This window comes from Ensifer sp., from assembly GCF_035999185.1.
Classification (GTDB): Bacteria; Pseudomonadota; Alphaproteobacteria; order Rhizobiales; family Rhizobiaceae; genus Ensifer.
The window spans coordinates 209,401-230,410 of sequence record NZ_DASYHB010000205.1; the positions used below are offsets into that span (position 1 = coordinate 209,401).

14 protein-coding genes are annotated in these 21,010 nt (G+C 61.1%); 8 read left to right on the forward strand and 6 right to left on the reverse strand.

Annotated features, from left to right (window positions below; genetic code table 11):
- Positions 1-52 precede the first annotated feature (52 nt).
- The 4 genes from VGO04_RS28520 to VGO04_RS28535 all read right to left on the reverse strand — a co-directional run bounded on the left by VGO04_RS28520 (position 53) and on the right by VGO04_RS28535 (position 6,499).
- On the reverse strand, positions 53-2,302 hold the full coding sequence (locus VGO04_RS28520) for a glycosyltransferase family 2 protein (RefSeq protein ID WP_327499331.1): 2,250 nt from the start codon (positions 2,300-2,302) through the stop codon (positions 53-55).
- 62 nt (positions 2,303-2,364) lie between these two features.
- Entirely contained in the window at positions 2,365-3,024 is a 660-nt protein-coding gene (locus tag VGO04_RS28525; RefSeq protein ID WP_327499332.1) for a calcium-binding protein, read from the reverse strand.
- 314 nt (positions 3,025-3,338) lie between these two features.
- The gene (locus tag VGO04_RS28530; protein WP_327499333.1) at positions 3,339-4,757 is read right to left on the reverse strand and encodes an HlyD family type I secretion periplasmic adaptor subunit; all 1,419 of its coding nucleotides are present in this window, start codon (positions 4,755-4,757) and stop codon (positions 3,339-3,341) included.
- Positions 4,754-6,499 carry a type I secretion system permease/ATPase gene (locus VGO04_RS28535; protein WP_327499334.1) on the reverse strand — a complete coding sequence of 582 codons (1,746 nt, stop codon included), beginning with the start codon at positions 6,497-6,499 and terminating at the stop codon, positions 4,754-4,756. The genes VGO04_RS28530 and VGO04_RS28535 overlap by 4 nt, the downstream gene beginning before the upstream one ends.
- Before the next feature lie 232 nt (positions 6,500-6,731).
- Between VGO04_RS28535 and VGO04_RS28540 the strand changes: the two genes are divergently transcribed.
- The 7 genes from VGO04_RS28540 (at position 6,732) to VGO04_RS28570 (ending at position 16,479) form a co-directional block, all read left to right on the forward strand.
- A complete protein-coding gene (locus tag VGO04_RS28540) occupies positions 6,732-7,304 on the forward strand; it encodes a MarR family winged helix-turn-helix transcriptional regulator (protein WP_327499335.1) in 573 nt (190 codons plus the stop codon).
- A gap of 46 nt (positions 7,305-7,350) precedes the next feature.
- The gene (locus VGO04_RS28545; RefSeq protein ID WP_327499336.1) at positions 7,351-8,604 is read left to right on the forward strand and encodes a glycosyltransferase family 4 protein; all 1,254 of its coding nucleotides are present in this window, start codon (positions 7,351-7,353) and stop codon (positions 8,602-8,604) included.
- A 175-nt stretch (positions 8,605-8,779) separates the two neighbouring features.
- On the forward strand, positions 8,780-10,252 hold the full coding sequence (locus VGO04_RS28550) for a DUF6212 domain-containing protein (RefSeq protein ID WP_327499337.1): 1,473 nt from the start codon (positions 8,780-8,782) through the stop codon (positions 10,250-10,252).
- Entirely contained in the window at positions 10,239-12,920 is a 2,682-nt protein-coding gene (locus VGO04_RS28555) for a glycosyltransferase (RefSeq protein WP_327499338.1), read from the forward strand. Before VGO04_RS28550 ends, VGO04_RS28555 begins: the two co-directional genes overlap by 14 nt.
- Before the next feature lie 38 nt (positions 12,921-12,958).
- The gene (locus VGO04_RS28560) at positions 12,959-14,137 is read left to right on the forward strand and encodes a polysaccharide pyruvyl transferase family protein (protein WP_327499339.1); all 1,179 of its coding nucleotides are present in this window, start codon (positions 12,959-12,961) and stop codon (positions 14,135-14,137) included.
- Positions 14,138-14,183: 46 nt separating this feature from the next.
- Complete coding sequence (locus VGO04_RS28565) at positions 14,184-15,356, forward strand: polysaccharide pyruvyl transferase family protein (RefSeq protein ID WP_327499340.1); 1,173 nt, start codon at positions 14,184-14,186, stop codon at positions 15,354-15,356.
- A gap of 31 nt (positions 15,357-15,387) precedes the next feature.
- Positions 15,388-16,479: a glycoside hydrolase gene (locus VGO04_RS28570; RefSeq protein ID WP_414650623.1), complete on the forward strand. Its 1,092-nt coding sequence runs from the start codon at positions 15,388-15,390 to the stop codon at positions 16,477-16,479.
- A gap of 58 nt (positions 16,480-16,537) precedes the next feature.
- Here VGO04_RS28570 and VGO04_RS28575 read toward each other — a convergent pair whose 3' ends face one another.
- Positions 16,538-16,780, reverse strand: coding sequence for a hypothetical protein (locus VGO04_RS28575; RefSeq protein WP_327499341.1), 243 nt, complete (start codon positions 16,778-16,780; stop codon positions 16,538-16,540).
- Between the two features lie 353 nt (positions 16,781-17,133).
- Here VGO04_RS28575 and VGO04_RS28580 point away from each other — a divergent pair, with 353 nt between their 5' ends.
- Positions 17,134-18,588, forward strand: coding sequence for a TrkH family potassium uptake protein (locus VGO04_RS28580; protein ID WP_327499342.1), 1,455 nt, complete (start codon positions 17,134-17,136; stop codon positions 18,586-18,588).
- Between the two features lie 30 nt (positions 18,589-18,618).
- Here VGO04_RS28580 and VGO04_RS28585 read toward each other — a convergent pair whose 3' ends face one another.
- Entirely contained in the window at positions 18,619-20,979 is a 2,361-nt protein-coding gene (locus VGO04_RS28585) for a polysaccharide biosynthesis tyrosine autokinase (protein WP_327499343.1), read from the reverse strand.
- Positions 20,980-21,010: the final 31 nt, after the last annotated feature.

The following is a 21,010-nucleotide window of genomic DNA, read 5'->3' on the forward strand; positions in this document are numbered from 1 at the left end:
TTTGGTTGCGAGACCGGCTCGAGGCTGTCTGCATTGCGAAGGACGGGTTGGTTCATGCGGCACTCCTGGCAAGTTTCTGGATACGCGGCGCAACCGCTTCTTCGGCACCGAGGTAGGCCGGCATCAAAGCGGCGATGTCGTCGTTCCAACGCTCGGTATGCAGCCATGCATTGTATTGGCTGGCGACGCCGCGCGTGTAATCCTGGCTGCGGCTGATCGAACGCCGCTCGAGATGGTAGAGGCAGGCGGCCGGTTCATAGACGATGTCGAAGCCCGCCCGGCGGATCTTGAGGCAGAGGTCGCTGTCCTCGTAATCGCCGATCACGAAGTCCTCGGCGTAACCACCGACCAGCTCCCAGACGTCCCGGCGCATGACCTGACAGGCGCCAGTGACCCCGGGCACGACACGCGCTTGCTGTGCTGGCGGATAGGCGCCAGGCATGCCCTTGTAGAAATGATGGTTGAGCCAGATGCCCTGCTTGTTGCGGCCAAAATAGAGGCCGGCATGCTGCAGGGAACCGTCTTCAAAGAGGAGCTTCGGACCGATTGCGCCAATGGACTTCTGCTGTAGAACCGGGAGCGCAAGGGTCTCGAGCCAGCCGGGCCCGCAGGGTACGACGTCGGAGTTGAGCATGACGACGACCTGGCCGCGGGCAAAACGCGCGCCAGCGTTGCAGGCGCGGGCATAGCCACCGTTGCGGTTCATCACCACCAGCTTCATCGAAAGCCCGTGCAGCAGATGAAAGCCGCCGAGCAGATGCTCCGTCTCGTCGTGGATCTCCGGTGAATCGAGCACGTAGATGATCTCGGCATTGGCGGCGACAAAGGGGTCCGTCGCAAGCCCCGAGAGCTGGAAGCGCAGGAAATCGAGAACCCGGTAAAGCGGCACCACGATCGAGACCAGCGGCGCGTCGAGGAGGGGGCCAAAATCCTTTGTCTGGTCCACGTGGATGGTCTTGCCCAGCCGTTGTTCGACGTCCTTGAGCGCCGGCGCAAGGATTGTACGAAATGCAGCGTCGATCGCGTGCTGCGGTGGCACGGCGCGCAGGATACGGTTGCGTTGCGTTGCCGGGTCGAAGGGTTGCGGTTTCGGCACGATGGATTTGACCGCGCCGGAGGCAAGCCGCATCTGGAAGCGTGGCTGAAGGAGCGCACCGAGTGGCTCGCGCAACGGCAGCCAGCTGACAAAGCCCGTGACGTCGGTTTTGGAGCCCTCTTCCGCCCCGCGTGCCCAGCCGGGGAATTCGTAACAATTGCCGTCGAGCGGAACGGTCGTGCCGTCCTCGTGGAGATAGTCGATCCCCGAGAGAACGCCGTTCACATCGCGTGTCCAGCCGCCAACGAGCAGCCCGTCGGGCAAGGCGAGCGCAAGGTCGATTTCCGCGCCGGGATGAAGCGGCGACTTGCCGGCCTGCCGGGCTGGCAGGGCGGAGCGAAGCTGCAGGTCGATCGCAAGTGCCGTGCCGTTCTCGGGTGCCTCCGAAAGGCAACGAACGACGAATTCGCGCAGGCCCGGTGCAGCACCATGTTCCGGCCACCACTGCTGGAGGCTTGGGTAACGGGATCCCCGATGCGCCAGTTCGCGGATCGTTATCCCGCGTTTTCCAACGATCATGAGGGTGAGCGCCTGCGGCTTGCGTGGCACTTCGAAAACGAAATGGAAGCGCCGCTGGCCGCGCTCGGCCCGGCCGGTGATGGCAAACTGTTGCGGCAGCGGCGAAATGGCATCGGCACTCAGCGCATAGATGGCGTTGATTTCGCCCAGTTCGGCGTTGATCGCGGTTTCTGCCAGATAACGTCCCTGCGCAAGCCGGCAGATGACAGTTGCTGGGCGCTGCCCAAGGTCCAGCGCATGGATGACGTCATCGACGAGGCCGATAAAGAACTCATCGCGAGAAAGCCGGAATGCGGTCCGCCAGACCGTCAGCAGGTTATTGAGAAACTTGAGGCGGCCCTCGGGAAGAAGGTCTCCAAGTTGCGCCGCCAGATCGAGGAAAGGGAGCCTGTTTGCCGGTTCGAGGACGACGGTTTGCAGGATGTCGCCGTCGGCGCCGATCTCTGCAAGCTCACGCTCGCTTCCCGAGCGCATCGCCCAGAAGATGCGTTGTCCGCCGCCGGCGCGCGGGAGCGCCATGCTGACGAGAGGAACCAGGGATCGCGATGCCGAAAGCGCATATCTGGTCTTGGCCGGTCGCTCAGTGGGCGTGTCCCAGATCAGCACAGCAACGTCGGAGCTAAGCCTGAATGCTGCGGCGCTTGCGAAATCTTGGCCGAAGCTTCGGATACGGTCGTCTGCCGTCACGCTCTACTCCTGGACAGAAGGGAGGGCGCCCCACGGGAGGAAGTGGGGCGCACCAGTCAATCTCAATGGATCGTGAAGTAGTGGTTCGGGTTGGCCTGGATGTCGTCGGCGTCCGCATTGACGAGCGTCAGCGTATCGCCATGGCCGAAGTCGATGACCACATTGCCACCAACCTGGGTGACGCGAGATGCCAGGTCTTCCGGAGAAGAGATGTCGAGGCCGTTGATGTCCTTCGAAATCTGCAGGAGGTCTTCGCCCGGCGTGAAGTCGAGGATGACGTCGTTACCGCCACCGCCGTCAAAGACGAAGACATCGCTTCCGGTACCACCGGTCATGACATCGTCACCGGCGCCGCCGTTGATGACGTCGTTGCCGGCGCCGCCGAACAGGATGTCACTGCCCTTGCCGCCCATCAACAGGTCGCTGCCGTCGCCGCCAATGAGGATGTCATTCCCCTTGTCGCCGTAAAGCAGGTCGTCGCCATGGCCGCCGAACAGGACGTCATTCCCGTTGTCGCCATGGATTACATCGCTGCCCCAGCCGCCAAACAGGGTATCATTCCCGTTGCCGCCGAACAGTAGGTCGTCACCTTCGTCGCCGAAGATCGTGTCGTTGCCATTGCCTCCGTTCACGAAGTCATCGCCGCCACGGGCATGGATGAAGTCGTCGAAGCGCGAGCCAAAAAGGGCGTCATCATACGCGCCGCCTTCCAACGTGGCCATATGCTACTCCTCTTAGTTGTTGCTTACGTCATCTAGGTTGTTGCTTGCGCTCATCGTCCGGTCTCAAAACCGGTGGCGAGCGCGGCGACATTGCACTGCAAAAAAACATATGGCAACAGCAAAAAACAAATAAAATCAGATGTACTGTATTATTATCTGCTACCTACGATGTATATCTTGTATCATTTTGATGATTATCCCCGAGATATAAGGGGTAATAGATTTGCTATTACTTCGAAATAAATTCAAAATTAGAAACAAATTGCCGGCGAAATTGAATTTCGCCGGCTTTCGTGGATGAACTCGGTCTTTTGTCAGTCTTCGCGGAACGCCCGATTCACGCTGTCGGCGATCGGGGAGACCATGTAGTCGATCGCCGAACGCGGTTTGTGGACGATGAGCACCTCGGCAGGCATGCCCGGATAGAGGCGGATGTCCGGGTTTGACGAGAGCGATGTTGGGGCAATGCGGGCGCGTGCCACATAGTAGGAGACGTTCGACTTCTCATCGACCGATTGATCTGCCGCCACATAGGTAATTTCGCCATCAAGCGGCAGATGTGTGCGCTGGTTATAGGCAGTCAACCGGATCTGCGTCTTGGAGCCGATGCCGATGCTGTCGATGTCGCGGGTACCCACATGCATTTCGACAAGCAGCGGCTCATCCTCCGGCACGATGTCGAGCAGCGGCTGGCCGGCCGAGACGGCGCTGCCCGGCGTGCGCAGTTGAATGTTGGTGACGACGCCCGTCTGCGGCGACCGGACATCAAGGCGCGTCAGGATGTCCCTGGCGGCCACGAGCCGTTCTTCGACATCGGAGAGCTCAAGGCGCGCCGTGGTGATCTCGCCGGCAATCTCCGACTGAAACTCGTTCTCGATGCCGGTCAAACCGAGTTCTGCCCCGGCTTCCGCCTTCTCGGCCTGGGCCTTGTTGCCGGCGAGCTCGCCGCGGGTTGCGGCCAGCTCGCTGAGCTTGGCGTCGATCTCGATCAGCTTCGAGCGCTGCGCGTATTCCTTCTCGACCAGCGTCGCAATCGACGTGCGCTGTTCGTTGATCAGCTCGATCTGGCGATCGGTTGCCCGAATCTGCTCGGCCAGCGATTTCGCCTTTTCCGAATACTCTTCTATCGTCTTGCGCTGAACCTCCAGGCGGCCGGTCTTGGCTTCGCGACGCCGGTCGAAGAAATTCGTTTCCGCTTTGATCGCGTCTTCGGCTGTCGCGTCCGATGTCGCGGTCAGATCGCCAGGAAAAGCGATCGATTGCAGTTCGGTCTGTTCGGCGCGCAGCCGCGCAAGTTTTGCGATCAGACCGATGCGGCGGCTTTGCAGCGCCTGGAGGTCAGAGCGGGCGCGCGTGTCCTCCAGTTTCAGCAGCGGCTGGCCGGCGAGGACACGGTCGCCTTCCTGAACCAGGAGCCGGTTCAGGATGCCGCCTTCGAAGTGGCTGACGGTTTTGCGCTTCGTATCGACAACGACCGTGCCGCTGGCAACCGACGCGCTGCTGAGTTCGGTCGAAAAGGCCCAGCCAAAGAAGCCGCCGAAGGCGACGAGGATCGTCGTCAGGCCGGCAAGGACCACCCCTCGCAGTGGCGCTGTGGCGCTGCCATCCGTATCGACGTCGAGGCCGTGCAATGGATGAGGCCGGTTGGCGATTGCGGGCAGGCGAGCCTCCTGGTCGCTCGCGACCACCGCTTGCGTGTCGCGTGCGATCGGCAGTTTTGGTTTGTTGGTCATGCAGAAACGCCTTCCCGTCTCGGTTCGCCGGGTGTCATGGAAGCGACCACGTCGGTTCGCGGTCCGAACTGCGTGATGCGGCCGTTTTCAAGCACAAGCAGTTTGTCTGCCGCCTGCATGATGGTCGGACGGTGGGCGATCATGATGACGATCGCGCCGTCGTTGCGCGCCCGATCGATCGCGCGGATCAGTGCCCTTTCGCCGATCGCATCGAGGTTGGCATTCGGCTCGTCGAGTACGATCAGGCGAGGGCGGTCGTAGAGGCAGCGGGCAAGCGCAATGCGCTGGCGCTGTCCGCCGGAAAGCGTCAGGTGGCCATCTCCGACCGGTGTGTCGTAGCCGAGCGGCAGGCGTCCGATCATGTCGTGCACGTCGGCAAGGCGGGCGGCCTCGAGAACCTTCTGCGGCTCGCCTTCCTCCATGCGCGAGATGTTGTCGCGGATCGTGCCTTCAAGCAGCGAGACGGATTGCGGCAGGTAGCCGGTCATCTGTCCGAACGAAGAACGTTCCCAGAGGTAGACATTGTTGCCGTCGAGAAAGACGCCGCCGGTGGTCGGCTTCAAGATGCCGACGAGGAGGCGGGCGAGCGTCGACTTTCCCGCAGCCGACGGCCCAACGATACCGAGCACTTCACCGGGCGAAAGGGAAAAACCGATACCCTTGATGATCGGCACGTCGAGGCCCGGTGCTGCATAGACGAGCTTGTCGATGACGAGGTCGCCTTGCGTACGTGGCTGCGGCATCGTCTGGCGCACGGCCAGGTCCTGGCCGAGGGCCGCTTCGATCCGGCGCCAGCTCGCAATGGCCGTCACCCACTGCCGCCAGTTCTCGATCATCGAATCAAATGGGGCGAGAAGGCGGCCGACGAGGATGGTTGTCGCCATCATGGCGCCGGGAGAGATCTCCTGCTTCATCACAAGAATCGCGCCCGTCGCGAGAGCCGCCGCCTGGATCATGAAGCGTATCGAACGCGTGATCGAGGCCATCGCCTTGCTTCTGCTGCCGCTGGTCTCGAGCGCATCGAGCGCATGCATTTGCGCCGCCCGCCAGCGTCGCGCCAGTGCAGGCAGCATGCCCATAGCTTCGATCGCTTCGGCGTGGCGCAGGCTGGCACCAATTTTCGAGACGGCCTCGATATTGGCTTGATTGGCCTCTTTCATCAGGCGGCGAGTCAAAAGGTCGGTCAACAATCCACAGCATATGAGCAGGGCAACAGAGATGGCGCCAAGCAGGCCAAACATCGGATGCAGGGCGAAGAGAACGCCGAGGAAGATCGGCGACCAGGCGGCGTCGAGCGGCGCGCTGACGGCGGACGTCGTCAGGAAGCTGCGCAGTTCGACGAGGTCTCTCAGCGACTGGGTCGCCCGGGTTAGCCCTTGATCGGCTGCCGCCTGAACCGCGGCGGTCAGGACCGGCAGGTTCAGCCAGCGCACCACGGCACTGCCCATGGCCTGGAATGTCAGCGCCCGGATGTATTCGAGCACGCCGTAGATCACCAGCGCGCCGACGACGAGAATCGTCAGCATGACGAGCGTATCCATGCTCTGGCTGTTCAGCACGCGGTCATGAACCTGCATCATGTAGAGCGGCGTCGAGAGCTGCAATATGCCGATACACGCACTCAGCAGGGCTGCATAAATAAGTGCCAAAACGAACACGCGGCGTGCTTTCAAAATAAGCAGCTGTGGATCATTTGCACCATTTTGTGCCGTCTTTGGCCCAATTTGGTTCTTGCTAATCATATTGCCTCGTTTGCTGTCACGCGTGGCGATTTTCTGGATAAGTTCGCGGGGGTCTTGAGGAAGCTATTTTGTTTGTTATCACTTAAATCACAGTGTTGCCGTGATAAGTGTGACACAATAATGGTGGAATGCTCAAGATGATCGTATTCGGGGGGAGTAAAGGGGGCGAAAAATTGCTTCAAAATTTGAAGTAATTTTTGAATATCGTAGTAATGCTTAGTTGGAGAGAGGGATGAATCAAAGGATTCTCTATCCGTTCGCAGATTTTGGCGGCGCTGTTGCCATCCGCCCCGGGGATGACGCAGTTGGAAGTGGCCCTGAACACGAAAATATTGACCAGGAAAGCGAAGCGTCCGTGGTCAGCTATTTCGAATTGGCACGGATGATGGAACGCGCCAGCAGACGCTTTACCGGCCTGTTGCGGGCCGAACTGACGAAGCTCGGTGTCGACGACATCGGTCCGGCGCAGGCCATGGTCCTGCTGGCAATCGGTGATTCGGAAGTCTCGGTGGCAGAGCTTCTCGATCGTGGCCACTATGTCGGGTCGAACGTGTCCTATTATCTGAAGCAGCTGGGCGATGGCGAATACATCGACCGGGCGGCGTCTCAACGCGACAAGCGCTCGGCACGCATTCGGCTTTCAGAGAAAGGCAAGCAGCTCTGTGACGCCCTTCGCAAGGCGTCAGGCGCCTATGAGCGGGTCCTCAGCCACGGCGAGCAGGATCGCCGCAATCTCGAAACCGCATTTCAAACGCTGCACCGGCTCGAGCTGGTTTGGGGGAATGCAACGCGCTACGGCATCTGAGATGCGCGCGTATCCGCTATCCTTTCATCGGCAATAGGCAGGGAATATGCACGTAGCATTTGTACACCGGCGTGGCTTCTGCCAGTTCGCCGCGCTCGCGGCGCATTTGGCGCAGACGGGAAACGAAGTAACGCTCGTGACGGAAACGGTGGATCAACGGATTCCGTCGACACGCGTGATTCGGCACAGAGCCGAACCCGGTCCGCAGGCCAGCGCGCAAATGGCGAGGCACCTCGGTGTGCCCGACCATCATGTTCGCATTGGCCACCGGGTGGCCGAGACGTTCGATGCCATGGCGCGGCAGGGGCAAGTGCCCGATGTCGTCGTCGGGCATACCGGCTGGGGCGGAATGATGTTCGTCAAGGACGTCCTGCCGAATGTCCCGGCGCTCGGCTATTGCGAGTTCTTCTATCGCGCCGAGGGCGCCGATATTGGTTTTGCGCCCGACGACCAGCCTGATTCGGACACGCGAAAGCGGCTACGGCTGCGCAATATGGCGCAGCTCCTGTCTCTGGAAGCCATGGATGGCGGCATCAGCCCCACCCATTGGCAGCGTAGCCTCTATCCGGCCGAGCAGCGCACGCGCATTGCCGTGTGCCATGAGGGTATCGACACGCGCGTTTTCCGACCCGATGCGTCGGCCTCGCTGAAGCTTCCCGACGGTCGCGTGCTCAAGGCCGGCGATCCGCCCATCGTGACATTCGTGGCGCGTGACCTCGAGCCTTACCGCGGCTTTCCGCAGGCGCTGACGGCGGCGGCCAAGGTTGCGCGCAGCCATCCCGACGCGCTCTTCGTCTTCGTTGGCGGCGATGGCGTCAGCTACGGTGCGCCTCCGCCGGGCGGCGGCTCCTGGAAGGACCATATTCTGCAGTCTCTGGACGTGCCTGCAGACAGGTTCCTGTTCCCAGGCGCCGTTCCGCACGGCGTTCTGCGGCAGCTGTTCCAGATTTCGGCCGCGCATATCTATCTGACCTATCCTTTCGTCCTGTCCTGGTCGGTTTTGGAAGCCATGGCCTGCGGCGCGCTCGTCGTCGGTTCCGACACGGCGCCGGTCCAGGAAGTGATCAGTTCCGGTCGCAACGGCATGCTCGTACCGTTCTTCGATACGGACGCTCTTGCCGAGACGATTTCAGGAGCGCTGGCGCAACCGGAGAAGTATGCGGATATGCGTGCGGCGGCGCGGCGAACCATCGAGCAAAGATTTCGACTGGGTGATTGCGTGGCCCGGCAGATGACGCTGCTCGACAAAGCCATCGGGAACGTAAATACCTCTCAAATACTACGGGCTTCATCTGCATAATACTTCAAAATCTGAAGTGTTATTTCATGAAAAACGCAAATATAGCTTATTGTGCACTGCAAATAACCTTGGTATGCTTTTTTCTAGAGCGTTGAATTCGCCGGTTTATTTCGGTTTGGCGAATTCAACTTGAGAGAGAGTTCGGGCGTATCGAGGGTGGCGCGTGCAAGAGTTGATGTCTTCTGGCGTGAGGTATTCGCAGGCGAAGCGAAAACTGGTTGTGGCATCGGATCACGACAGGGCAAGTGTCGAAGGCAGCGGCATCGAGCATCTGGTTCACTTCCTTCCGGCAGGGGATCGGTCGCAGTCGACGCTTGAAAATGTTTTTCCGCTGATAGCGCTCGCCTTCTCCAAAGAGGGTGAAGCGGACCTCGTGGAAGGGCTCGCGGCGCTTCGCGCTTTTGGAACCATCCCCGAAATCCCGATCAAGCGGTTGAGCGCGCAGGCCGTCAACGAAAGTGCAGCGCTGATCCAGGCGCTGGTCGATGGCGGCGTGGGGCGTCTTGCGCGGTTTTCGTCCGCCATCACCTCGGAGCTTGCGCTGTTGCGCCGCGAGCGTGAAACCCTGCTCGAAAACTACCGCGCACTCGAAGACGCCTTCCAGGCACGCAACTGGGAGCCAGTTACCGAGGTCTTTGCCCACGATCCCTATGTCGATCCAAAGGATGAGGGGATCGGTCACCTGATCGCCAATGCCTTCGTCGAGCAACTCCTGCCGGTTTCCAGCCATGGCGTCGCGGGGATTGCGCTGCACTTCAATTCGGTTCCGAGGGACGGTGGCGAACTGATCGTCGTCCTGAGTTACGTCGAGAGCGGCGAGGGGGTTGCCGAATGGGCCGTGCCGTTCTCGCAACTGGTGCCAAGCTGGAACTTCTTCGCCCTGCCACGCACATGCGGTGGCGGCGCCAAGACATTGCGGCTGAGGATTTCGACGGCGGGCGCCGAGACGATCGGACTTTCGCTGGGGTACCCCATTGCGAGCGAGCATTACACCGCGCGCTCCGAAACGCGCCACGCCGACCTCGACCTCAGGCCGCTCGCCTTCCGTGTCTACACGGGACTCCCGGGTGTAAAGCCGACGCGCATGCCCAACATGATCGCACCGACAGCGCTGCTTACTGGCCATTTCATCGAGGACTATCGCCTGTCTGTCGATCTCCTGAGTCAGATCGTCGACGTATCGGTCACCCCGGTTGTGCCCGAGTTCCAGACGGTTCGCTTCCTTGAGCACGAGCATGCCGTGGTATGCCATCCGCTTGCGAATGGCGTGTCGGCAGGAGCCGTTGGACGCGCTGTCGAACCGGGCACCATATCGTTTTCCGCAAGCGCTCTGGTCGACCATCCCAAGGGCGCGCCGGCAGCCGTCAGTTTCCTGCTCGCTCCGGCCGGCTCGAACGCGCGCTCCGAGGTCGCAGAACTCGCCCGCAAGGGCTCGGTCAAGCCTTCGGCCTTCTTCAGCGGTTGGCGAGAAGTCACGAACCAGCAGCCGATCAACATCAATTTCCAGATGGATGAACCGGTGCGCCAGCCCATGGATCTGATGATCCTGAGCCGCGCCGTCACAGACTCGGTGGATTTCTCCTGGCTCAAGGTGTCGGGCTTCCGCATGGTCAAGCAATCGGGCGGTGCGTCTCATGTCCAGCAATAGCGATCCTCGCGACCTCATAGCGATCGCAATGCCGCTTTACGGGCATGCGGCGCTGGCACTTGAAGCGGTCGAGTCTGCGCTTGCATCGAACCTTTCGAATTGCCGCATCGCTGTCGTCGTTTCGGTAGACGGCGACCCGCGGCACGAAACCTTCGATCAGCTGTTGCTCTATGCTGCGGCTCACCCCGATATCCACGTCGTTTTCGGCCGCAATGCCGGGCCTGGTGGAGCGCGCAACCGTGCGATCGACTACGTGCTTGCCAACCTGCCTGAAGCGAAGGCCGTCTATTTTCTCGACGCCGACAATCGCGTTCTGCCGGGCACGGTCGAAACGCTTTATCGCCGCCTCCATGAAAGCGGCGCGGGGTGGGTCTACACCAACATCGACACGTTCTCGGTGAGCTGGAGAGCGCACTACGGCAACCACTACTCCAGGCTTGTTCACTGCATCACCGACAACATCTGCGACACCGGCTCGATGATTTCCATCGACGTCTTCCGCGATGGCGTGCGTTTCAACGACGACCGGCAGAACGGCTTTGAGGACTGGGAGTTCTGGCTGTCCTGCGTCGAGCACGGCTTCGTCGGCACGCCCTGCCATGAGACGACGTTCGAGTATCGCCTGCGGGCCGAAAGCCGCTTCAAGGAAGCCAATCGCGATCGTGCGACATCCGTCAGCTTCTTGAGAAAGCGCCATCGCGCCCTGTTCCAGCGGCCGATGCTCGTCGATTTCGAGCATGAGGAATGCCCACGCTACCTCTTCGCGCGGACCGAAGATGCGGCAATCTCCTTCTTCACGGATCCGACGAAGCAGCCGAAGCGTCTGCGGCTTGACGACATCATCCCGGCCTTCTGGGCAAACACCGGCGAGCCGGACAATGTGCACTTTCCGCCATTCGTGATGGCGGGAAGCGGGGCCACGATCGACCTTCTCCTGCGTTCGCGCATGCTGCCCAACGTGCTTTGCCACCTGGAGCGACTGAGCGAGAAGGCGAACGTCGTCTTCGTGCATCTCGGCAACGATGCGACGCAACGCAAGATCGCGCCGACGTTCCTCGACGCAGGAGCCGAACATGTCGGCCAGCCGGATCTCATTTTCATCTCGACCGCCCTTTTGCGCGACGTGATCCGCAACAACGCGCTCGACTGGTTCGCCTCGATCGGCAGCCAGCAGGTCTGGCCGACATCCGCCGTCCTCAACGTGCGCTTCCCATTCCCGCGGGCCTTGCCGCGTCGGACGCTGATCACGCCGCAACAGGTGATGATCAATTGCGTCAACGCAATTGCGACCAGCCCGTTGCGCCGCACCGCCGGCCGTCGCTGGACCTGGCGCCCGCCGCGGCTGATGCCCTATTCCGATCTTCACAAGGCGCTGCGTACGGAAATCGGCGGCTCTCCGGTGCTGCCGCTCGGCCACAGTGAGGCGGGCAAGAAGACCGCAGCACTGCTTGTGCCAAACGCGTCTTTCGGCGGGGCTGAGAAGGTCATCTACGCAGCCTCCCGCGAACTCAGGGCCTCAGGCTACGAGACGCATCTGTTCGTACTCGGCACCAGCCGGATGGACGTGATCGACGAATTCGATTCGAGCTTCGACTATGTTCACTTCTGGGATCAGGACATTCCGGCCTGGGGTGGATCCGGTTCGTTCCTCGGTCAGGATTTCATCGCCGAGCATCATGAGGTTGATTGGGGCGCGCTCAAGGGCCAGCTTTCGGGCTTCGACCTCGTGATCAACAACCACGTGATGGCGATGCATCCGCTGATCGCCCGGTTGCGCTCCGAGGGCACGCGCACCGCCTGCTACCTTCACGTCATCGACAACACGCCCTTCAAGCGCCCGGCCGGCCAGCCCTTTGCCGCCATCGCGCACGAACATTGTTATGACGCGTTCCTCACCTGCTCGGAGCAGTTGAAGTTCTACCTGCACAGTTTCGGCGTTCCGCTCGAAAAGATCTTTGCCGTCCCGAACGGCGCCAGCTTCTCCGTTCCGCCCAAGGTCCTGGCAGACGTGTTGCAGGTGAGACGGATCGACCGCAAGGACGACCGGCTGCGGGTGCTCTACATGGGCCGCCTCGACCAGCAGAAGGGCATCGACCGCCTGGCCGCAACGATTGCCGAACTGCGCGCAGCCCGCGTGCCGTTCGACGCCCGTGCGATCGGCGGCGAAATTCTCGCCGACGCGTCGTTTTCCTGGACGGATCGATTGAAGGACCTTGGCGTCGATGTGCGCCCGCCGGTCTTTGCCAGCCGCGACCTGATCAAGGCGCTCGGCTGGGCTGACGTCTTGGTCATGCCGTCGCGCTGGGAGGGCGCGCCCTTGATGATCGCCGAAGCACAGCAACTCGGCTGCGTGCCGATTGCGACGGCTGTTGGCGCCGTCGACGAACTCATCGTCGATCGTGAGGATGGCATCCTGATCGACGCGTCCTCCGACCCCCAGGTGGTGCGAGACATGGTGACGGCAATCACCGAGGTTGCAGAGGATCGCAACCTGCTTGCACCCATCATGGAAGGTTGCCTCAGAACGGCGGCGCGCCGCGGCTGGTCGAACTCCTTCTCGGAGTTTCTCGGCTGGTGCGATGGCGCCGTGAACAATTCCTCGCTTTCGCGCGCCAAGGTGATCCGGGCGCGTGAGACATCCAGTGCCGGCGTCGCAGCTGCAGGCTGACCGACCCGGGCTACTTTCTAAAAAGAAGGGACTTTCGCATGCGTCCAAGAATCCTCCTTACGGGCATTCCTGGTCATTACACGCGCCTCGCAAACGGCGCGAATGGCCTGTCGGTTTCCTATTCGGAACGGCAAAAACAGCCCGAATCCAAGGACGAGTTTCTTCAGGAGCTTCGCAACATCAGTAACACCGGCAACTATCTGATCGGTGAGGGGGCCCTGCGCGCCATTGCGCCCCATGCCAAGCAGATTCCGTTCTGGCACCTCTACAACGCCCACAAGAACGGTAGCGGCTTCGAGGAGTTCAACAACAACTTCGATATCTGCGTCTTTACCTGCGCGAACCTCCTGCGCAAGGGACTGTCTGCGGACGCCGAAGCCGATGTCTTGAGCAAGCTCAAGATGCCGATCGTCATGCTCGGCATCGGCCATCAGAACCGCAAGGATCTGGAAACCGGCCTTCCCGAAGGTACCAAGCGGCTGCTCGACGTTCTGAAGGACCGTGAACACTATTTCCTGACCCGTGGCTATGAGACGGCTGGCTACCTGAAGGACCAGGGCTTCACCTATGTGCGTCCGACCGGTTGCCCCTCTGTCTATTTCGCGCCCAACAACATGCGCGCGTCGATGAAGAAGCTGCCGAGCGTCAAGATCGGCCAGGCAAAGACGATCTTCTCGGGCTATCTCGGCGCCAACCACGACTGCATCGTCGATGCCATCGCGTTGAACCCGGAGGGAGCAAAGCCGCAATACGTCATCCAGGACGAATTCCTGCACTTCGACATGAAGGTCGAGCCGGATGCCGACGGTCGCGTTTTCGACTCCTGCTCGGGCAAGATGCTCGGCGATCTCGCCTTCCCGGGTGCCGAACGCCAGAAGGTGCCCTTCGACGTGCGCACGTTCTTCGATACCAACCAGTGGCGCGCCTGGGCCTCGCACATGGACTTCAACTTCGGCCGCCGTTTCCACGGCTCGATCATCGCCATGCAGGCCGGCGTGCCGAGCCTGATGGTGGCCGTCGACGACCGCATGCGCGAAATGCTGGGCTTCACCGGCCTGCCGTCGGTCGAGGTGCAGGATCTCGAAAAGGCCGAAAACCGCGCGGATTTCGTCGCGAGTCACCTCGCCAGCCTCAACGCGTCCGAACTCGTCGACCGCTATTCGGATCGCGAGCGCAACTTCCGCTCGGCGCTGCGCGAAATCGGTATCGGCCAATAGGCTCTTTTGAACAACTGCCGTTCAGCTTTAAATCTCAGGTGTAACGATGCGTATCCTGCTCACCGGAATTCCGTCCTACCTCCAGCGTACCGTCTCGCGTGTTTCCGGTGCGACGGTCTACCACAAGCCCTATTTCGACGAAATCAGAAGCAAGAAGGACCTGATCGACCAGGTCAAGAAGATCGCCAATACCGGCAACTACCTGATCGGCGAAGGGGCGGGCCACGCTCTTCGCGGTCATGACGTGACCTATGTGCCTTTCTGGCACCTGGTCAACAGTCGCGGCGCCAACGACGTGTACGAAGCCCTGAACAAGGAATTCGACATGTGCGTCTTTGCCTCGGCAAACCTCTTGCGTCCCGGCTACTCGGCCGATCTCGAAGCAGACGTCTTCGAGAAGCTGAAGATGCCGGTGCTGGTGATGGGGATCGGCATCCAGAAGCGTGAAGGGCTCAAGGAAAACCTGCCGGCGGGCACGCTGCGGTTCCTCGAAGTGTTGAAACAGAAGGAAAGCTTCTTCCTCACCCGTGGCTACTTCACCGCCGAGTTCCTGCGCGAGGAAGGCATGAAGTTCGTCAAGCCGACCGGCTGCCCGTCGCTCTTTTTTGCGCCGAACGAGATGCGGCGTTCGCTGACGTCGCTTGCCAATGCCGACCTGGCATCGGCCCAAAAGCTCGCGCTTGGCGGTTATCTCGGCAGTGTCGCCGACACGATCGTTGACGCGCATGCCCTGCTGAAGCCGGACAGTGTTGCGAGCTACGTCGTTCAGGACGAACTGGTCGCGTACAATCTCACGCTTCCGGTAGACGACAACGCCCCGGTCTATGATCGCGCGAGCGGCCGCATCACCGGCCAGACCGAATACAAGCACCAGGAAAAGTGGCAGAGGCCGAACGAGCTTCTGGTGTTCTTCGATACCAATCACTGGCGTGCCTGGTCTGCGTCGCGCGACCTTTGCATCGGCCGGCGGTTCCATGGCTGCGTCATCGGCATGCAGGCAGGTACTCCTTCGCTGATGATCGCGGTCGACGACCGCATGCGGGAAATGCTGGAGTTCATCGGCTTCCCCTATATCGAGGCGGCCGTCTGGAACCGCGAAACGGACAAGAAGGCCCATCTCGCCAATTTCCTGTCCAAGATCGATGCGCAGGCGGTCACCGAGCGTTACTCGGCGTGCGAAGCGAACTTCCAAAGTGCGCTCAAGCAGATTGGCCTCTAATCCGCGCGCGGCGAGAGCAGCGCCACGGGCGCTGCTTCTTGCCGCTCTCGTCTTGCTGGCGCCGCTTGCCTCAGGGCAGGCGACGCTCGCAGCGGACGCCGGCGTTGGCCGCTTCGGCGTCAATCGTCTCAACCTCGCCTGGCTCGACCGCGCAGGGCAGGAGCGCGTCCTCGGCGAAATCGCCGCAAGCGGCGCGACGCATGTGCGCCTCTCCCTGTCACGGCCCGTCGACAAGAGCATCGAAGCGCTCGGTATCGCCAATCGGCTTGGCCTGCGGATCCTCCTGGAAATTCAGCTTACCAACAAAAGCTATTACGCCGACACCGTGCGCCCGCGGTCCGGTTTCGGACGCATCTGGGATATCAACCGGCTGTCGGAGCTGGATCTCGAGCGCTATCGCGATGGCCTCAAGGATGCCCTGAAGCGTATCGATGCGCTCGGTATCCGCCTTGATGCAGTCGAACCGGGAAATGAGATCAACCTTGCCGGCTACAATGGCGATCTTTCCGTCTACCAGAAACCAGGGAAAACAACGCCGCGCCGTCTCAACGAGCTCGATGCGCCCACCGCGTTTGAAAGCGGCTTGGACAAATACGTCGAAGCACTGAAAATCACGCGCGAAGAACTCAAAGCCAGCGCCAACAGCCGCGATGCGAAGGTCATTTCCGCAGGTCTCTCCGACATGGGCGCCAAGGAGGCCGACCGCCAAGGCATGGAACGCCTCGATCCGGGCGAAGTGATCGAACTGCTGAAACAGCGCGGGATGGACGAGTTCGTCGATGCCTATGGCATCCACATCTACCCTGCGCGCAAGGACCCGGCAGAGATCCGGTCTGTTGTGACCAGAGTTCTCGACTTCTGCGAGGTCTCAGACAAGGGGCGTCCGTGCTGGGTGACGGAATGGGGCATAGCCAACACTGCGCGCGCCTGCCCGGTGGACGATCGCAAACGCGAGGGCGCGATTGTCGCCATGCGAAACGTCTTCAAAGAACACGCAAAAGCGAAGCGACTGGATGCAGCCTACTATTACGACTGGGACACCCAGCAAGCCTATCGGCTCTGGCGCTGCGGTGGCTTAAGCCCGGCAGGCGCCCTGGCGATCGCGCCAGAAAAAGCCAACTGACGCGCTCGATTGCACCAGGCGTCGGGTTGAATTCGAACGGTTGCGGCTGGCAGACGGATCAGCGGCGGGCAACGCGGCTTGCCGCCGGCTCCAGGCCCTTGCTGCGATAGGTGGTCGGAATGCCGAGCTCTTCGTGGGTGCGGGCAAGCGCCTCCAGCCAGGTCGCCAATTCCGCCGGTACCTTTTCGTCTCCGGTCTCCATCGCCTCGATCCAGGCCAGGTTGCAATGAAGGGCGCTCGCCAGATTGATCGGCGTCCAACGAAGAACAAGAAGGCATTGGGTAAAACGGGCGGGGGTCATCATTCATGCTCAAGGTTGTAGGTGGATTGGATAAAGCAGCCTTTACACGTGGAATTAAGTCAAGGTGATGACTTGCCATGCCCAAAAGGTCTGATCTTTTCGTGAGTTAGGTGTGAATGGGCAAAATGCCGCACTGCAACATGCGCCCGAGTGGTCTCCACGTGCAAACTCCGGCACTTTCGGCTCCGTTCCAACCTGCTGAACGCAAAAAAGGCGCTGGAAACTGGGGCTGATCGCCGATCATCAAGTCATTCTCGGAGCGTGGCCGGTGCAATTCGCGTGCCTTTCAGGTTGAATGCCGCAAACTCCAATGACCGATTCGGTCTTCTGCAAAGCGCTGAGGCGATCGACCGTTGCATGCACCTCTTTACCAGACCGCAATCAACATAGCCGCAAAGGCTGCGTTCTATCTGTCGGTGGCAATGCTGCTGCCGGCAGCCATCGATCTGGTCTACGGTCATCCCAACTGGAAGGTCTTTGCCGGTTCGGCGTTTGTCACCGGCGGGCTGTCGCTCCTGGCAATTGCTGCAACGCAGGGCGGCTCACCGGTCTTCAGCCGCAAGATGGGCTTTCTGGTCGTCAACCTTCTCTGGGTCGTTGTCTCTCTGGTTGGCGCCATGCCCTTCTGGCTGTCGTCGCTGAAGCTCGACTTCGCCAAGGCATTTTTTGAGTCGGTTTCCGGGATCACGACAACGGGCTCGACCGTCATCAGCGGCCTCGATCACGCGCCGCCCGGCATCCTTCTCTGGCGCTCTCTGCTGCACTGGCTTGGCGGCATCGGGATCGTGGCGCTCGGACTTTTCGTCATGCCCTATCTCCGGGTCGGCGGCATGTCCTTCTTCAAGATGGAATCCTCCGATACGACCGAGAAACCCTTCGCCCGTATCGTCACCTTCACCCGCGCGTTCATTCTCATCTACGTCGTCATGACGGTGACGTGTACGATCGCCTATGCCTATCTTGGCATGAGCCGTTTCGATGCCGTCAATCACGCGATGTCGACGGTCGCGACCGGCGGGTTCTCGACCCACGACGCGTCGCTTGGATACTTCAAGAGCCTGCCGATCCTCTGGGTAGCGACGTTCTTCATGACGTTGAGCAGCCTGCCGTTTTCGGTGCTCATTCTCTTCATCGTTCGAGGGCGCCTCGATACGCTGAAGGATCCGCAGATCATCGTTTTCCTGTCCTACCTGACCGTGCTCGCCCTTGCCGCCAGCCTCTATCAACGGCTGGTCAACGGGGTCTCTGCCAACGACGCGCTTGCGCACGCGTTTTTCACCGTGTCGTCGATCCTGTCGACAACCGGCTTTGCCAGCGACGACTACATGCTCTGGGGCGAGTTCATCGTCGCCCTTGCTTTCGCGGCCACCTTCATGGGCGGCTGCTCCGGCTCGACCGCGGGCGGCATGAAGGCCTACCGTTTCATCATCATTTTCAATTCGATCCGTGCGGGGCTGTTCAAACTGATCTACCCCAATGCGGTGCATACCGTGCGTTACGGCAAGACCCTCGTAGATATCGACGTCCAGCGCACGGTGTTCATGTTCTTTACCGCGTACATGTTCATCTGGGCCTTCGGCAGCCTCGCGATGGGAGCGATGGGCTACGATCTCCTCACGGCAGTGTCCGCCGTCGCCACCGCACTGTCCAATGTCGGCGCCGGGCTCGGCCCGATCATCGGACCGGCCGGCAACTTTTCGACATTGACGGACCCGGCACTTTACCTGTTGTCCGTCTTGATGCTGCTTGGCCGTCTGGAAATCCTGACGGTACTCGTCATCCTGACGCCGCTCTTCTGGAAGGACTGACTGGCAGCACTCGCTCGGCCCCATCGGGCATCAGGCCGCCTCGCTCTTGCGGTGCATTCCTGAACTTTCCAGGTAGTACTTCTCAAACCGATGGCGATAGTGCTCCGCGCCACCGAAGTCGCTGTACTTCGCCAGTTCCCGCATGTCAGTCTTGTTGAGGATGACGCCCAGGATCTTCGAGTCGATCTGTGGCTCGGCGTTGAGCAGATCGCGCACCAGCCGCGACGGCGTGCGCCCCCACTCGGCAACGTAAATGAAGCCGTCCGCGAGCGGCGAAAAAGCCTTGGCATCGACCACGGGGGCGATGGCTGCGAGATCGACGACCACGTAGTCGAAGGACTTGCGGGCGTTGTCGATGAGTTCGGCCATGGCCGCAGATGCGAGCAACTCGTGGCTATCGTGCGGGTTGCTTGCCGATGCGACCTCACCGCCAACCGGTAGAATTGCGAGCTTCGTCTGCTGGTCGATCTTGATGCCGGCCGGCCAAGTGGCCTGACCGGTCAGCGCCTCCACGAGACCCGATTTCGGCGGCGGGTTGATCATCTTGCTCAAGCCGGGCTTGCGGATGTCTGCGTCGATCAAAAGCGTCTTCTTGCCGCTTGCAGCCAGAAGGGCAGCGAAGTTTGCCGCCACGATAGACTTGCCCTCGTCCGGTACCGCCGAAGCGATGCCGATCACCCGCGAGCCGTTGCCGTTCAGCATCCGGTCGCAGGCCAGTTTCGCATTGCGGAAGGTTTCCGCAAAGGACGAACGGGGGGCGTCGAGCACGATGCGGCTGAGGCGCTCGAAGGACGGAGTGCCCTCGACCAATGCCTGCGGAGCCTTGCTTTTCATCAGCTTGGCGCGAACGAGATCCGTCGCGCTCGTTTGGCTCGCACCAACAAGCGGGACATAGCCGAACGACCGGTGCCCCAGGATCGCGCGCACATCGCTCTCCAGGCGGAACGTGCGCTCACGAAACTCCTGGAAGGCGGCGAACGCGCCGCCCGCCATCAGCCCAAGCACGGCCGAAAGCGCCAGCACCAGGGTCTTCTTCGGGCTGGACGGGGAGACCGGGAGACCGGCAGCAGAGATCACCCGCGCCTTGGCGATCGGGAAGGAGCGTTGCTGCGAGGCCTGTTCGTAGCGGTTGAGATAGGTCTCGTAGAGGGTCTTTAACGCGGCCGCCTTCTGCTCAAGCTCACGCAGATGCACGAGCGAGACGTTCGCGTCCGCGTTGCGTCCAGTGGTGCCTTCGATGTTTTCGCGCAGCGAAGCCTCGCGCGAACGTGCCACCTCGTATTCGTTGCGGTAGCTGGCGGTCAGCTGTTGCAACTCTTGAAAAATCTGCCGGCCGATATCGGTTTTCTCCCGGCGCAGTGACACGGCCTGGGGATGGTCCGCGCTGAAGCTTTGCGTCACTTCCTGTTCGCGCTTGCTGACGGCAAGGTAACGCGTGCGCAGGTCCCGGATAACAGAATTGTCGCCCTCCTTGGCCGAGATCGTCGCGTTCTTCACCGCCTCCTCGGGGCCCTGATCAATGATCGCCTGGAATTGCTTGTAGCGTGCCGACGCGCTCGCGCTATCGGCCTGGGCGATAATGAGCTGGCTGTTGAGATCCGCAAGCTGCTGCTCCGACATCAACTCGCCGCGAGCGAGCGTCAGACCGTTTTCGCTGCGGTATTTCTCAACCTCGAGGGACGCCGCCTGCGCGCGCTGTCTGAGGTCGGCCAAACGCTCCTGCAGCCACACCGATGCGCGTTCCGTCGCCTCGAAATTGGCGTTCAACTGGTCGCTGAGGTAGGCATCGGCGTAGGTGCGAACGATGCCGGCCGCAAGCTGCGGGTCGCTTGAGCGGTACGCAAGCGAGACGACGGAGCTGCGTGTCACACGCTCTACCGCCAACTGCTGTTGGAGGAGCGCTGCCGCCTTCTGGCGCCGGCCGCTGCGGGCCATATCCTCGGTAATCTCGGGTTCGCTTGTTACGAGGTTGGTGACGGATTTCAGCCCATCCTTCACGACGTCGAACGGCGAGCGCGGTGGATTAAGGACCGTGTCGTTGTCTGCGAGTTTCATCTTGTCGACCACGCGCAGGGCGAGTTCGCCGGACTTCAAAATCTCCACCGCACTCGCAATTTGGGTATCGAGCAACTGGGCGCTTTGCGGCGTCGTTTGCTCCTCCGCAAATTTCGACAGGTTCTCGTCGAGCAGGATCTGCGTCATCGAGGTGTAGAGCGGCGTTGCAAACATCAGGTAAGCGACGCCGAGCGCCACAAAGAGCGCGACGAACAGCGCAACCATTCGGGCGCGGCGCACAATGGCCGAGTAGAGGCGGTCGAGGTCGATGAAGCCATCGGGCTCGTCCGCGTTTCGTTGTGCGGCGCTGTTGAAGGGGAGGCTTCTTTGGTTCATTGGCGCTCTGTCCGTTCACTTTGGTCCAAAG